General features: G+C 44.7%; 12 protein-coding genes and 1 pseudogene. 2 read left to right on the forward strand and 11 right to left on the reverse strand.

The genetic code is table 11. The features are described 5' to 3' along the window. Positions 1-139: 139 nt before the first annotated feature. From ACEYCN_RS05900 to ACEYCN_RS05915, 4 genes and pseudogenes are all read right to left on the reverse strand, one after another. Positions 140-430: pseudogene (locus ACEYCN_RS05900) on the reverse strand (helix-turn-helix domain-containing protein); the annotation flags it as partial. Between the two features lie 223 nt (positions 431-653). Further along, on the reverse strand, positions 654-995 hold the full coding sequence (locus tag ACEYCN_RS05905; protein ID WP_373713372.1) for a P-II family nitrogen regulator: 342 nt from the start codon (positions 993-995) through the stop codon (positions 654-656). A 14-nt stretch (positions 996-1009) separates the two neighbouring features. Then, on the reverse strand, positions 1010-2245 hold the full coding sequence (locus tag ACEYCN_RS05910) for an ammonium transporter (RefSeq protein ID WP_373713373.1): 1236 nt from the start codon (positions 2243-2245) through the stop codon (positions 1010-1012). Between the two features lie 145 nt (positions 2246-2390). After that, entirely contained in the window at positions 2391-4391 is a 2001-nt protein-coding gene (locus ACEYCN_RS05915; protein ID WP_373713374.1) for a KUP/HAK/KT family potassium transporter, read from the reverse strand. Positions 4392-4596: 205 nt separating this feature from the next. On the opposite strand from ACEYCN_RS05915, the gene ACEYCN_RS05920 reads away from it, so the two are divergent. Then, positions 4597-7326 (forward strand): LTA synthase family protein, encoded by a 2730-nt coding sequence (locus tag ACEYCN_RS05920; protein WP_373713375.1) that lies wholly within the window; start codon positions 4597-4599, stop codon positions 7324-7326. Positions 7327-7371: 45 nt separating this feature from the next. Here ACEYCN_RS05920 and ACEYCN_RS05925 read toward each other — a convergent pair whose 3' ends face one another. From ACEYCN_RS05925 to ACEYCN_RS05945, 5 genes are all read right to left on the reverse strand, one after another. Next, a complete protein-coding gene (locus ACEYCN_RS05925) occupies positions 7372-8172 on the reverse strand; it encodes a Cof-type HAD-IIB family hydrolase (RefSeq protein WP_373713376.1) in 801 nt (266 codons plus the stop codon). Positions 8173-8180: 8 nt separating this feature from the next. Then, positions 8181-9005 (reverse strand): Cof-type HAD-IIB family hydrolase, encoded by an 825-nt coding sequence (locus tag ACEYCN_RS05930; RefSeq protein WP_373713377.1) that lies wholly within the window; start codon positions 9003-9005, stop codon positions 8181-8183. Continuing rightward, positions 8993-9841 carry a Cof-type HAD-IIB family hydrolase gene (locus ACEYCN_RS05935; protein WP_373713378.1) on the reverse strand — a complete coding sequence of 283 codons (849 nt, stop codon included), beginning with the start codon at positions 9839-9841 and terminating at the stop codon, positions 8993-8995. Before ACEYCN_RS05935 ends, ACEYCN_RS05930 begins: the two co-directional genes overlap by 13 nt. Positions 9842-9861: 20 nt before the next feature. Continuing rightward, positions 9862-11136 carry a CapA family protein gene (locus ACEYCN_RS05940; RefSeq protein ID WP_373713379.1) on the reverse strand — a complete coding sequence of 425 codons (1275 nt, stop codon included), beginning with the start codon at positions 11134-11136 and terminating at the stop codon, positions 9862-9864. A 92-nt stretch (positions 11137-11228) separates the two neighbouring features. Continuing rightward, positions 11229-12167 (reverse strand): dihydroorotate oxidase, encoded by a 939-nt coding sequence (locus ACEYCN_RS05945; RefSeq protein ID WP_373713380.1) that lies wholly within the window; start codon positions 12165-12167, stop codon positions 11229-11231. A 222-nt stretch (positions 12168-12389) separates the two neighbouring features. Between ACEYCN_RS05945 and gdhA the strand changes: the two genes are divergently transcribed. Continuing rightward, positions 12390-13736 (forward strand): NADP-specific glutamate dehydrogenase, encoded by a 1347-nt coding sequence (gdhA, locus tag ACEYCN_RS05950; RefSeq protein ID WP_373713381.1) that lies wholly within the window; start codon positions 12390-12392, stop codon positions 13734-13736. A 37-nt stretch (positions 13737-13773) separates the two neighbouring features. Here the strand turns inward: gdhA and ACEYCN_RS05955 are convergent, their stop codons facing one another. Together ACEYCN_RS05955 and ACEYCN_RS05960 are read right to left on the reverse strand one after the other, a co-directional pair. Continuing rightward, positions 13774-14046, reverse strand: coding sequence for a hypothetical protein (locus ACEYCN_RS05955; RefSeq protein ID WP_373713382.1), 273 nt, complete (start codon positions 14044-14046; stop codon positions 13774-13776). Positions 14047-14050: 4 nt separating this feature from the next. After that, positions 14051-14341, reverse strand: coding sequence for a DUF2089 family protein (locus tag ACEYCN_RS05960; RefSeq protein WP_373713383.1), 291 nt, complete (start codon positions 14339-14341; stop codon positions 14051-14053). Positions 14342-14712 lie beyond the last annotated feature (371 nt).

Raw genomic sequence — 14712 nt, forward strand, 5'->3', positions numbered from 1 at the left:
CTGTTTTGACAAGGTCTTGATAGACTGGCCATTTTGACGTAGTTCATAGATTTTGATTTTATCTTCATAGCTCAATTTCATAAAAATAACACCCCAAAAGTTAGATTTTTTTCTGTCTAACTTTTGGGGTGCGGTTCAAAATGGAGGTCAAAACCATTCCCCAAAGCATCCATTTGGTGTCTTTATCGACCTGTTCTAAGTCTTTCTTTTGCACAATCATTTTCATTGTCTCTAAGTCTCCTTCTACTAAAGTATCAAGAGTCACTTGAAAAATATGGCTCAGCAAGAGTAAACTATGGATATCAGGATAGGTTTTATCATTTTCCCAATTTGAGATACTCTGTCTGGTCACATAGATTTTTTCTGCAAGTTCCTCTTGTGACAAATTCATTTTCTTACGATAATGAACTAGTTGTTTTCCAAGTTCCATTATGGTCTCCTTTCAGTCTTAGGATACGATGAAACCCCAATTTTAGCTATCAAAAGTCTTTTACATTGGGAAAAATCTTTAGTATTGAGATTTGTAAAAGTTATTTTCCACACATCAGTTTACAAGAAATTGACAAAACTGTAAAGTTATCTAAGTTGAGCAATATAACAGAGAAAAATCCTTGCTTTTTCAACAAGGATTTTTCTCTGCTTCTATATTTTACTTAAAGTGCTTCTTCCCCTCTTTCATTGGTCCGAATACGGATGACATTTTCAATGGGGCTAACAAAGATTTTGCCATCACCGACCTCGCCTGTTAGGGTGGTCGCCTGAATCAGTTCAATCATGGTTTCAACATCTTCATCTTTGACCACCATTTCAACCTTGACCTTGGCGAGTAGGCTCGGCACAACTTTTTGTCCCCGCACCAATTCGGCAAAGCCTTGCTGTTTGCCAAAGCCCAGAACCTGACAGACCGTCATACCATGGTTGTGCTCAGTCCGTGATAAAGCTCGTTTGACATCTTCTAGTTTTTCTGTCCGAATAATTGCTTCAATTTTCTTCATGATAAGCTCCAATCTTATGTATCTAAACCAAGGAAGGTCGGATAGGCAGTTTCCTCATGTTCACTATCATCCAGCCCACGTACCTCTTGTCTCTCACTGACTCGTAAGGGTTGGAATTTTTTAATAATGAACAAGATGAGCCATGTCACCCCACCTGACCAAATCAGGGTCAAGAAAATGGCTGCAATAGTTACGATGAATAGGTGACTAGAACCAAAGAACAAGCCGACATTACCAGCTTCTGGTGTCAAATCAGGTCTGGTCAGGAGAGCGGTCATCAGACCACCAAAGATTCCCCCGACACCATGACAACCAAAGGCATCTAGGGCATCATCATAATCAAATCTTTTCTTTAAAACCGAAATAGCAAAGTAACAAACTGGACTAACCAAGGCTCCTACAATAAGGGCTGAACCGACAGAGATATAGCCTGCTCCTGGAGTAATCGCGACGAGCCCCGCTACCAAACCAGTAGAAGCTCCAACCAGAGAGGGTTTGCTATTGACCGCTTTTTCAATGAAGAGCCAGGATAGCATCCCAGCTGCCGCTGATACGACGGTCGTCAGCAGAGCATGGACTGCACTAGAGTTAGCACTCAGGGCCGAACCCGCATTAAAACCAACCCAACCGAAGGATAAAATGGCTGTTCCTAAGAGGACAAAGGGAACATTGTGAGGCCGATAAGCAATTCGATCATAATCATAGCGTTTCCCAACCATAAGAGCTAGGACAAGACCTGCCACTCCAGAAGAAATATGAACCACATTACCACCTGCAAAATCAAGAGCTCCCATTTGCGCTAACAAGCCACCTCCCCAGACCATGTGAGCTAGGGGATAGTAGACGAGGAGTAACCAGAGGGGAATCCAAATCACAAGCGGATTGAACCGCATACGCCCTACAATGGACCCTGTAGCGATCGCAACTGTGATAATGGAAAACATCATTTGGTAGACTGCAAAAAGCATATCTGGAATTTCATAACCCTTGGTCGAACTTGTCTCACTGACCCCTTTTAGGAAAGATGCACCAAAATCCCCAATGAGGAGATGACTCCCTGAGAATGAAAGGGAATACCCTACTATTATCCACATGAGGATGGCAATGCCAATGGGCACAATGGACATCATCATGGTAGAAATAACATTTTTTCGACGACCCAGACCCCCATAGAAAAAAGCCAAACCGGGTGTCATGAAAAAGACCATAGCTGTTGAAATCAACATAAAAGCGACTGAACCTGTCTCCATAAACGAATCTCCTTTTTCTTTATGTTAGATAATATAACACAAAATAGATTAGAAAACAAGAATTTTCTGACATTTTAATAAAGCTTTTTATCCTTTTATCACAAAAAAGACTGGTTGCCCAGTCTTTTAATCTTTTGAAATGTCTCTAAACTTCTGTTTTTTCTGGACTGTCACGCTCCTGAATGGGGAGGTTGGTCACATCTGACAAAACCAGTGGTACAACTTCGGTACTGGCTTCTGTAAACTGTAACCCAAACCAACGAATAGGAGTTGCAGTTACACGCTTAATCGTAGCCTTCGTTTGAAGGATAAATCGTTCAAAGGGTTTGATGGCAATAGGATTTACAACCCGCTCTTCCAGAACAATAAAACGAAAATCACCTACAACCCGACCAGGACTGATGGTATAATCCTGATGTTGCTTGGGCAGGCGACCCGAATCCATCAAGTCCTGCACAATGGTCCGTAAATAACGGGGCACATCCTGACGCATCCGGAAACCAAGAAAGAGTTCTACCTGAACTAGGTAGTCTGTTCCTAACATATCCACCTTGTAATCATTGGTGTAAGGTTCATCTGTGACATTAACCTTGACAAACCAGTAAACCCTGGCTTTCTTAGGCCGTTTATCCAAAATGGAATAAAGAATAGACTGGTCAATCATCGACCCCTTCATCCGGTTGGTCAGATAGACCACATTGGTCTGAAAGAGGGGATAACCGTCATCTTGCCGAAGCTGCCCCAACTGCTCCTTGTAATCCTGCAAATCTAAGAGATGAATGTAGCCTGCTGCTATCTGATTGCCCTCGTGCCAGATGAACATCAGGGTGATGATAAGGGTCGCAATCAAGACCACTACATAGCCACCATGTAAGAATTTGACTGCCGATGCAATAAAGAAGATGCTCTCTATCATGGCAAAGAAAGCTATGAAAACGTAAGCAAGGATGGGTTTGACTCCTCTTTGTAAAAGGAAAAAGGTCAACAGAACCGTCGTCATCAGCATGGTAATAGTAATAGCCAGACCATAGGCAGATTCCATGTGGGCAGAGGTCCGAAAATGCAAGACAATCCCACAAGTAATCAACCATAGACCCCAGTTGATGACAGGAATGTAGAGTTGTCCTAAGGATTGACCAGGATAGGTAATCCGAAAGGTCGGAAAGATCTTGAGACGCATGGCTTCAGAAACTAGGGTAAAGGATCCTGAAATGAGTGCTTGAGAAGCAATGATTGCTGCTAAAGCTGCCAAGACAACAACAAAGACCGATAAGAAAGATGGGATACTTGCAAAGAAAGGATTAAGCTCAATACCACTATCCTTGTTAGCCAAAATCCAAGCCCCTTGTCCAAAGTAGGACAGGAGAATACAAACTTTTACTAAGGGCCAACTGATATAGATATTGCCTCGCCCCACATGCCCCATGTCCGAGTAGAGGGCTTCGGCCCCAGTAGTGGCCAAGAAGACCGAACCGAGGATGAAGATGCCCTGTCGGTTTTCTGGACTGAGGAGGAGGTTGATGGCATAATAAGGATTGAGGGCCTTAAAAACGGAAAGATCGGTCAAGCTATTAAGAAAACCGCTAATTCCCAAAAAGGAAAACCAGATCAACATGACTGGCCCAAAGACTTTGCCAACAAAGCCTGTACCATAGCGCTGAATGCTAAAAAGGAGGGTTAAAATAACCAGTGTTGTCACAATCACCAACGATTGATTCCCATAATAATCCTGCAAAGCAGGAACACTTTTTAGACCTTCAACAGCCGAAGTTACAGTCACTGCAGGTGTCAGGGCCCCATCAGACAGAAGGGTAGCTCCACCTATCAGGGCCGGAATCATCAGCCACCTGGCCATCTTCCGAACCAGGGTATAAAGGGAAAAGATTCCCCCTTCATGGTGATTGTCTGCTTTGAGTGCTATGATGACGTACTTCATTGTAGTAATCAGGGTCAGTGTCCAAAAAATCAAAGAAATGGAACCCAAGATAAAATTCTCCGATACCGCCTCTAAACCACCCTGATTTTCGACCAAGGACTGCATGGTGTAGAGCGGACTGGTTCCGATATCTCCATAAACAATGCCAAGTGCAATCAAAAAACCAGCCGCCGATGCTCTTTCAAAAGAAGAATGGTGTGACTCCGTCATGTCTGACAACCTCCTCAATATCTTCCTATATATTCATCCTATTTTAGTCATTATAGCACTTTCCTGTAAAATCACCCTTATTCTGTGCTATTTAATGATACAATTCCTGTCAGCAAGACTTTTCCCGCTTCCTTAACTTTCTTTTTCCTCCAAATCGTGATATAGTATAGAAGATTGTAAAAATGAAGTACATAAAGGAATTAAGATGAAAGAAAGTTGGATAAAGGCTGTAACAGCCTTTCGCACGCACACTCAAAAAATCAACCATACTATCCGTCAATCAACCATCTCACAATGGCTAACCAAACAAATTTGGTTCAATTGGATTAGCTCTCAAAGAACAGTCATTTTGACTATTATCGCAATTTTTGCTTTTGCTGGCTATGCCTTTCTCATCCGAAACGAGCTGACCGTTGGGGAAAATCAGGGCAATATCAAGTTCGTTGCTATCAAGTCAAAAGACACCCAATCTAATGGTTACAAGCAAAATATCCGCTCCAATCTAACCATCAATGGCAGCATTCCTGATAAGGAAGCTTTTTTACGCAAGGAATGGGGTGAATATGGTGGCGGAATTCCCATCCCTATCTATATCGCTGATGCAGCAACAACGGAAAACCAAACATTGGAAATCCAGAATGATGGCCCAATTAAAAGCCTGCAATTTGAATACAGTAGTTATGATATTGGCGGGATTCTTCAAATTTACCTGGATGATGTCCTCTATACACAAATCAACACATACAATGGCAAGGAGTTGGTTTACAAACCCATCACCTTGACCTTTGATCAGCATTTAGCCATCAACAAGTCTAATGGTCTTTGGTGGGGACAATTAGCAGTATTTGGGATCAGCCTGATTCTCTTTATCAGGTACAATCTCTCCAAAAAAGTGAAAAAGAGGACTATTTTTGGCGGTTTGGCCCTTATCCTAGCCACTGCCTACGGTCTCAAAATAATTTTGAGCGTGGCATCGTCTCCGACATTTGTTTTGTCCAACACTTCCTATCATTTCTCCAGCGCCCTCACAACCTTTAGCTTCTTTATTGTTAATCTAATCGTGGCCTCAACTGTTTTGGCCCATCTGGCTAAGGCCAAGTTGCGTGTTTTAGGACAACTAATCTACGTAACTCTCCTGATGCCAGTGCCCTTTTTGGCCCACTATTTACTGGAGACACCCGTATCAACTGACTCCTACTTGGATGCGGCAACGACACCTACCAACCTCTTGATTCTAACTATCGTCTGGTTCTGCTTCTCCTTTGTCTTAACGTCCTTCAAGCTAGGTGGTGCTCTCTTTATCATCACAACTCTCATCATGGGGATTGTCAACAAAATCCTCATCCATCTGCGAGCGACACCTTTGCTGGCTTACTTTTTCCTACAAATCTTTGATGGCCTCAAGATTGCAGAAAATACTGCCTTTACGCTGGCTTCAAACATTCCTCCACTGGTGCTGCTAGCCTGCGCCTACATCAGCGTTCTCTTTTTGCTTCCATCCTTCAGAACCATCTTCAAAACAGAAGCAATGACAGCAAAAATCAATGAGAAGTGGCCAAAGTTAGCTCCATTCAACCATCGCTTGGTCATCAAAGCCCTGACGGCTGTTTTCGGACTTTTCTTTACGCTCTTCATTGCCAGACCCATGGTTTATCAGATTGCAAATAAGGTCGATATGGAACTTCGCTTCTTCTCCATGCAAAAAACGTACTATCAGTACGGCTTTGCCCTATCCTTTGTTCGATTTGAAGAAGTTTCTCACGTCACTAAGCCTGAAGGATATTCCACTCAAAAAGTTGAAGATATTTTAGCTCAATATCCTAAAAAAGATTCTTCAGCTACTACCTATCCAAATATCATCGTTATCCAAAACGAAGCATTGACAGATTACTCTCAACTGACCAACTTGACTTTCAATACCGACCCAATGGCCTTTATCCATTCCCTCAGCGATAACGCCATTACGGGAACTACCTATATGTCGGTTTTGGGCGGAGCCACTGCTAATTCGGAATATGAAGTGTTGACTGGAAACAGTTTGGCCATCCTACCGCCAAATTCTTTCCCTTATCAGCAACTCATTCAGGGAGAGAGAAATAGTTTGGCTCGTACCCTCAAGAGTTATGGCTATAAGACAATCGGAACCCACCCCTATGTACAAAATTTTTATCGCAGAAACCTTGTCTATCAATACCTAGGTTTTGATGAAACTTACTTTAACGATTCTAAGCCATCCATTTCCGATTTGATTGAGGTGGAGACATCCAGAACCTTTGTCAGCGATAAAAGTTTATATGATTTGAGTCAAAAGTTCATCAAGGAATCTGAAGAACCTGTCTTCAATTTCATTGTCACCATGCAGGGACATGAAACCTATGGTATCTCTGAAGAGCAGAGTCCAAGAACTGTCACAACCACTAACGCCGAGGCCAATTCGGCTATGACGGACTACCTGTCTAATGTCAAGGTATCTGACCAAGCTTTCAAAGGCTTGGTCGAATCGCTTCAACATTCTGACGAGCCGACTATGGTCATCATGTATGGGGATCATCAACCCAATATTACACCGACCTATTTCGCTCCTTACTTGGACAGTTCCGACCCAAGTTCACAGTATCAAACACCTTTTGTTCTCTGGGCAAACTTTGATATTGAGGAATCTTCAGAGGTTCGGATGAGTGCCAATTATATTACTCCTTACCTCATGAACACCCTCTCCCAGACAGATTATGCCTTACCACAATCTTCCTACTACCAATTCTTGTCCAAGGTTCAGACAGAAATCCCTGTCATGACCACTTGGGGCTATTATGACGCCAGCTACACCTACTCTGAAAATGCTCCTACATCAGAACTCTATCAGCAGTACCAGTACATCGAGTACAACAATGTTGTGGACAAAAACTCTATTGACTGGACAGAATACTACCAGTAGACATGCCAAACCCTCCCTAGATGGACTCTAAGGAGGGTTTTGTCTTTATTCATTTAGCACTTTTTCTAGAACCTCTAAAACACCCGAATCATCATTGGATGGGGCTTGATGGCGGGCAACTGCCATCACACTAGCTGGACTTCCTGCCATGGCGTAAGATTCGCCGACATAGGCCAGCATATCCAGATCATTATCACTGTCCCCAAAGGCCATCATTTCCTCAGGCTCAATCCCCCATCTTTGGCCCAAAAAGGCCAGGGCTGTCCCCTTGTTGACCTTGGGTTGCACCATGTCGATAAAGTCAAAACCACTGGATACGGCCTTGATTTGACCCTGGCCTAGCTGATTGATATCATCCACCAGAGCAGCGATATCCTGTCCAGGCAGATCCAGGGTCAGGATGGTAAAGTGGTCATCCGAAAGCTCCAGCAAGCTGTCGATTTCCTTCCAGGCAAAATTATGTTTGGTAATGGTCTTCTTAAAGTCTGGCTGGGCCCCTTTTTCAAAATAAAGACCCTCCAAGCCCGACACTGAGCAGCGATCCAAGAGCCCCTTACCTGCCAGCATTCCAAGGACATCCGCCACCACTGCATCGTCAAAATGATGAAAATCTATCAACTGACCCCGCTCATGAATCTGGGCGCCGATTTCTGACACGATGACCAGGTCATCCAGATAAGGTTCAAAGAAGGAGGCGATTTGCTGGTATTGGTTGCCAGAGTTGGCCACTAGCCGAATCCCCTTTTCTTTAGCTGCCTGAAAAATCTTGTCAAATCTGGCCCGATCATAGTCATTTTGCGAGTTCAAAAAGGTGCCATCCATATCAAAGGTAATCAATTTTATCATGCTTTTTCCTACCTTGTTTCCGAAAGAAGGACACGCTCCAAATAGAGCGAAACCCCATTGTGATGGTTATCCGCCGTCACCGCATCCGCTGCCTCCCGCACAGCCTGGGGAGCATTGCCCATAGCCACTCCGACCCCAGCTGCTTTTAGCATGGACAGGTCATTGAAATGGTCCCCAAAAGCCAAGGTTTCCTCCATGGACAGGCCATGTATATCTGCCAAAAGGCTTAAGGCATGGCCCTTGGAAACAGACCGATGGGTAATTTCCAAGTAATTGACCTTGGACAGATAAAAGCTTGTCTCTGGAAAATCTTGCTCCTGCAAGAAGGCCAAGAGTTGGGTGATATCTGCCTCTTCCCCAATCAGCAGAAACTTATGGACGACTGGATTTTGGGCCAAGAATGCCTCAAAATCCGTAACCAGAGGAGTTTCCCCTGTGATACTGGCTTCCAGCTCCACCCACTGATTCCTCTGGGCCACGTGCCAATCCTTCCCTGCATAGAGGCCGATAGAGACCGCTGGGAAAGAGTGCTCCATCAAGGCAATTAAGGCCACCACATCCGCTGCCACAATGGGAATGTCCTGCAAGACCCTAAATTCCCCCTCCTGCCACTGGCCAATCAAGGCCCCATTATAGGCAACCAAGGGGGCCTCAAGGCCTAGTTCCTCCTGAATGGGTCGGATACCCAGAGGTGAGCGGGCAGAGGCCAGACAAAATGGAATCCCCTGCTGGTTCAGGATGACCAGATTCTCCTTGAGCCGACTGTCCAGCTGGTGGTTCTGGTCCAAAATCGTCCCATCAATATCACTGATGACTAAGCCTATTTTTGCCATGATAAGTCTCCCTTGGCCAAGTAATGTTCGATGCTGGTCAGGACCGATCCTTGACTGTGATGGGGAATGTGAAACCTGGCCGCAGCCTTGGCAGCAGGACTGGCATTGTCTACCGCAAAGGAATACCGGGCCAAATCCAGCATCTCAATGTCATTGTCATTGTCCCCAAAGGCCATGACCTGACTAGGGTCAATCCCCAAGGGGTCCATGACCCTCTGCAAGCCCCAAGCTTTGTGAATCCCTGCTGGCATCAAATCAATACTGCCATAGCCACTGGTCACAGCATTCAGCTTACCAAAAAAGGCTTGATTAACAGACGTCACTAACTGGGGTACCCTGTTTTCAGACACCCAAAGCCCCATCTTATAGAAGACCTCCTGTTCGGGAAAGGCTGTGATGTCGGGCAGATAGGTCAGTCTCTTCAAAAAGGCCGCCATTTGAGCGGGCTCGATGGCTAGATCATCCGCAAAAGGCTGGCCAGCTCCCTGAGCCATATATATCTTTTCATCATGAGCCAACATAAAGCAACAATCTCTGACTCCATCTTGCAGAAAGTCCATCACCTCTCGGATAAGCGGTACAGGCAAGGTCTGGCGGTAAAGCGTCTGCCCCTTTTGGTAAATATGACCACCATTTTCAGCCACAAAGGTCAAGCGGTCCTCAAAACCCTGAAAAATCCGAAGCAATCGCCCCATGCCATTGCCACTTGCAACGACAAAAGGAATATCTCTATGCTCCAATTCTGTCAAAACCTTCTCAAAACGCTGGCGGTCAAAACTTCCTCGTTCATCCAAAAAAGTTCCATCCATATCCGTTGCAACTAGTTTAATGGTCATGGTCTTCCTTTCTAAGTCACTTACCACTTCAAATCCATCAAATCCGTCATTTCCTGGTAAGCCGTATCGATTCTAGCCTTGGTAGCCTCGTCCAATAGGTCTCGATGCTGACCACCTTCAATGAAATCTTCTAAAATATAAGTTTGATAGGTATAGAGTGGCTGACCATTTTCGGCATAGCGGCCATTGGATACTCGATTGACCCAGGTAGGCCGGGCTTGAGCTGTTTGGATGCTAGTCACACCGTCTTTTTTCTCGATAGTCACATCCATCAACACACCTCGTTCGGTCCACTGAGCAGTTGGTACCCCCTCCATGGTTTCAATCCGCTGGTTGGAAATGAAATTCCCCATGGAGTAAATGATGAGCTTGCGCTGTCCATCTTTTTCGACGATTTCAGATGGTTCTGCAACGTGGGGATGTCCGCCAAAGACCAAATCTGCTCCCCAGTCCACCATCTGACGGTAAAGGGTTTGTTGTTCCTCTGTCGGCTCCAACTGGTACTCCACTCCCGTCTGGGGCATCACAATTGTAATATCCGCCTCTTTTTCAGCCTGCTCAATTTCGGCCTGCATTTTTTCCACATTGAAGTCAGACAAATAGCCAGCCTGTTCCTCCGCAGATAGGTTGCCTTCCATACCATTAAAACCATAAGCATAGGCCAAGATAGCCACCTTGATGCCATTGACCTTCCGAATCTGCAAAGGAGCCGTTCCCCGATTGCCCTCAGGATAGACACCAACTGTCCCAATTTCTGCATCCGTAAAGGCTTTAGAAGTAGAAATCAGTCCGGATAATTGGGAGTCCAGAATATGGTTATGGGCTAAGTCCACCATATCATAGCCTGTATCCTTGATGGCTGACACTACTTCAGCAGGTGCATTAAACAAAGGATAGCCTGCTAAAGGAAAATCTGGGGAAATCGTCCCTTCAAAATCTGCTATAGCCAAGTCAGCCTGCTCAATCCATGGTTTAACATAGGTAAAGTTCTCACTGAAATTGTAGGAACCGTCCTCCTGCTTTGCACTCATATAAAGCAAATCATGGTAAAGCAGATCTCCGTGCGCCATGATACGAGCCGTGGATACTCCACCCTTTTTTTCCACCTGACTAGAGGAAGGACTGGTTTGATTTGGTGTGCTAGTCTGACTCTGCTTTTTTTGCTGAGTATTGGTGGTTAAGAGATATAGAGGCCAGACTAAAGCAATGGCCAGAAGACTGCTAGCCACCCATAAGGCCCATCTCCGTCTTTGATAACGTTTTCTCTTTCCAATGCGATCTTTTCTTCTTCTCATAATGTCCTCCTTTCTTCATATAGTATAAACTTTTTCGGGCAGAAAATCCATGGTCTGTGGCAAAAAAAGAATCCGCTTTCGCAGATTCTTTCCTAATCAGTGATATACTGCAATTTACCACGAAAATCATCCAGACTCTCATAGCCCTTTTCTTCCATAATAGCCTTGAGTTCATCGGTAATCCGCTGGAAGGCTCCTAAACCTTCCTTTTGCAAGGTGGTCCCCAGCTGAACTATACTGGCCCCACAAAGGATATGCTCAAAAGCATCCCGGCCTGTCAAAACACCGCCCGTTCCCACAATTTGAATCTCAGGCTTGAGTCGCTGGTAAAAGGCATGAACATTAGCCAGGGCTGTTGGTTTGATATACTCACCACCGATACCACCAAAACCATTCTTAGGCTTGATCACCACGGTCTCATCTTCAATATAGAGACCATTTCCGATGGAATTGACACAATTAACAAAACTCAGAGGAAATTGATTAAAGATGGCAGCAGCCTGGTCAAAGTGAACGATATCAAAGTAAGGCGGCAGCTTGATACCCAACGGTTTGGTAAAATACTGAAAAACCTCTGAGAGAATCTTTTCCGTCATCTCAAAATCATAAGCAATCTGCGGCTTGCCAGGGACGTTGGGACAGGACAAATTAAGCTCGGTCAGCCCCTTGAAATCACTGGCCTCTACCTTTTTGAGGATGGCATGGGTTTCATCAGGCGACATTCCCACCAAAGATAAAACAAAGGTCCGTTCTGGCTCACGCACCTGCAGCTCCAGGAGGTAGTCCAAATAATAATCCAAGCCCTGATTGGGCAGTCCCATGGAATTGATAGAGCCCAAAGGCACATTTTGGTATCTGGGTTCTGGATTACCAGCCCGATAATCTAAGGTCGCTGTCTTGGTCACAAAGGTCCCCGCAGCCGAGTCCTTGACCCCTTCCAACTCTTCCTTGGTCATGCACCAGACCCCCGCCGCATTCATGAGACAGTTGTCAAATTCAAAACCTCCCAGAACTGTTTTCGTCGAAACCATCGTCTTCCTCCGTTTTTTTCTTTCTATTATAGCATATTTTTCGAAAACTGTTTCCAATTCCGAACTTTATCGCTTTTTCCATAAAAATTTATCCAATATTAAAATTTTTCTGAACATTTTGCATTTTTTGCTTTACATTTGATTTTGATGGTGCTATAATAATCAGCAGATAAATTAAATTGTCTGACAATTTAATAAATAAAATCAAAAAGAGGTGCTCTTATGACAACAGCAAAAGCCTATATCCAAGCTTCTTTTGAAGCAGTAAAAGCTCGCAACCCACATGAAACAGAATTCCTCCAAGCCGTTGAAGAACTCTTCGCAACCTTGGAGCCAGTCTTTGAAGCCCATCCAGAATATATCACTGAAAACATCCTGGCCCGCATCGTTGAGCCAGAACGTGTCATCAGCTTCCGTGTGCCTTGGACTGACAAGGACGGAAATGTTCAAGTCAACCGCGGCTACCGCGTCCAGTTTAACTCAGCAGTCGGACCATACAAAGGCGGTCTTCGCTTCCACCCAACCGTTAACCAATCCATCTTGAAGTTCCTTGGTTTTGAACAAATCTTCAAGAATGTCTTGACTGGTCTGCCAATCGGTGGTGGTAAAGGTGGTTCAGACTTTGACCCTAAAGGAAAAACGGATGCGGAAGTGATGCGTTTCTGCCAAAGCTTCATGACCGAGCTGCAAAAACACATCGGACCTTCGCTGGATGTTCCAGCTGGTGATATCGGTGTTGGGGGCCGTGAAATTGGCTACATGTACGGCCAATACAAACGCCTCCGCCAATTTGATGCAGGTGTCTTGACTGGTAAACCTCTTGGCTTCGGCGGTTCCCTTATCCGTCCAGAAGCGACTGGCTACGGCTTGGTCTACTTCGCTGACAACATGTTGGCTGCCAATGGCAAGTCCTTCAAGGACCAGACTGTCCTCATCTCAGGTTCTGGTAACGTTGCCCAATTCGCCGTACAAAAGGCCACTGAACTGGGTGCAAAAGTCATCTCTGTATCAGATTCAAATGGTTATGTCATCGACGAAACCGGTATCGACTTTGATCTCTTGGTAGATGTCAAAGAAAAACGCCGCGCTCGTTTGACCGAGTATGCTGCTGAAAAAGCAACTGCCAAATACTTTGAAGGATCTGTATGGGACTACGATGGCCATGTAGACATCGCCCTTCCATGTGCAACTCAAAACGAAATTGACGCTGACAAGGCTGCTCGTTTGGTGAAAAATGGCGTTTACTGTGTGGCTGAAGGTGCCAACATGCCATCAAACCTGGACGCCATCAAGACCTACAAGGAAAATGGCGTTCTCTACGGTCTTGCAAAAGCTGCCAACGCTGGTGGTGTAGCCGTATCTGCCCTTGAAATGAGCCAAAATAGCCTGCGCCTCTCATGGACCCGTGAAGAAGTAGACGGCCGCCTCAAGGACATCATGGCCAACATCTTTGACACAGCCAAAACAACCGCAGAAAAATACAATCTGGGCACAGACTACCTAGCAGGTGCCAACATCGCTGCCTTTGAAAAAATCGCAGACGCCATGATTGCCCAAGGCTTGGTGTAACATATCAAAAAGAGCTGGAACTTCCAGCTCTTTTCGTTTACAAATCTTTTAACCTCGTCTGTTCCAGCTCTGTCAGATGTTTCTTGCGCTTCTCTTTGTTCCACCAATCTTCTGCCTCACAAAAAACTAAGCTCAAAAAAATCATCAAGACTGGCCAGACCACCAGATGAGGTCCCAATAACAAGGTAATCGGTGTTGCGATGATAAGGGAACAGACGAGTGGGAGCCATTTATTCACCCTGGTATGACGAATCACATACCGTTCCATATAAGCCAGAACAAATCCCAGCAGCAAAATGCTTAATTTCATAGGTTCACCTTCTTTCTTGATGATAGCCTGCAATCAGTTTTTTTGCGACTTCAAAGGACATTTCTCCTTCTAAGGCCAAATCCTTAATCAGGTTGACATAGGAATCCTCATCTTGTCGAGAAGCACCAACCTTTTGAATCAAGCGGTCCAAACGTAAGCGAATGGTCGGGTAGGAAACCTGATAGTGTTGGGCCATTTCCTTGAGCGAACCGGATGTCAAAACAAATAAACGTAAAAATTCAAAGTCCTCTGCCTCTAGTTCTGTCAGCCAGGCAGGAAAATCTTGTAGCGACATATTGATGACACCCCTCCTCTATCTTTATTATAAACCTTAACATTATTAAAGTCAACCTAAGTAATATTAAAAATTTTTTTGTTTTTTCCAAAAAATAGTCCTGAAACCAACTAAGACCACCCTTTTGAGTGGTCTTAGTCTGGTATGATAAACGAGTTTGGGACAAAAGAAGTTCCAAACTCTATTTTTCGTTTTAGATACTAATGGCGCAGTGGTTGAGTGGGTTTTAACAGTCTGGAGGGCTGTTAAAGGTTGGAGATGAAACAAACGGAGTTTGTGTCAAAATACGCTGATAATTCAGCTTTTATAGCCCTATACGATTGATGCGAACCGAGTTCGCCTTATCTCCAACCTCAAACTGTCTCCCAGAC

The organism is Streptococcus sp. (assembly GCF_041802885.1).
GTDB lineage: Bacteria > Bacillota > Bacilli > Lactobacillales > Streptococcaceae > Streptococcus.

Bases quoted from the DNA above. Each gene is read 5' to 3' on its own strand.
- ACEYCN_RS05960 (WP_373713383.1), bottom strand. From the start codon at position 14,341: ATGTCGCTACAAGATTTTCCTGCCTGGCTGACAGAACTAGAGGCAGAG.
- ACEYCN_RS05930 (WP_373713377.1), bottom strand. From the start codon at position 9,005: ATGGCAAAAATAGGCTTAGTCATCAGTGATATTGATGGGACGATTTTG.
- ACEYCN_RS05945 (WP_373713380.1), bottom strand. From the start codon at position 12,167: ATGGTTTCGACGAAAACAGTTCTGGGAGGTTTTGAATTTGACAACTGT.
- ACEYCN_RS05910 (WP_373713373.1), bottom strand. From the start codon at position 2,245: ATGGAGACAGGTTCAGTCGCTTTTATGTTGATTTCAACAGCTATGGTC.
- ACEYCN_RS05940 (WP_373713379.1), bottom strand. From the start codon at position 11,136: ATGAGAAGAAGAAAAGATCGCATTGGAAAGAGAAAACGTTATCAAAGA.
- ACEYCN_RS05920 (WP_373713375.1), top strand. From the start codon at position 4,597: ATGAAAGAAAGTTGGATAAAGGCTGTAACAGCCTTTCGCACGCACACT.
- gdhA (WP_373713381.1), top strand. From the start codon at position 12,390: ATGACAACAGCAAAAGCCTATATCCAAGCTTCTTTTGAAGCAGTAAAA.
- ACEYCN_RS05935 (WP_373713378.1), bottom strand. From the start codon at position 9,841: ATGACCATTAAACTAGTTGCAACGGATATGGATGGAACTTTTTTGGAT.
- ACEYCN_RS05925 (WP_373713376.1), bottom strand. From the start codon at position 8,172: ATGATAAAATTGATTACCTTTGATATGGATGGCACCTTTTTGAACTCG.
- ACEYCN_RS05905 (WP_373713372.1), bottom strand. From the start codon at position 995: ATGAAGAAAATTGAAGCAATTATTCGGACAGAAAAACTAGAAGATGTC.
- ACEYCN_RS05915 (WP_373713374.1), bottom strand. From the start codon at position 4,391: ATGACGGAGTCACACCATTCTTCTTTTGAAAGAGCATCGGCGGCTGGT.
- ACEYCN_RS05955 (WP_373713382.1), bottom strand. From the start codon at position 14,046: ATGAAATTAAGCATTTTGCTGCTGGGATTTGTTCTGGCTTATATGGAA.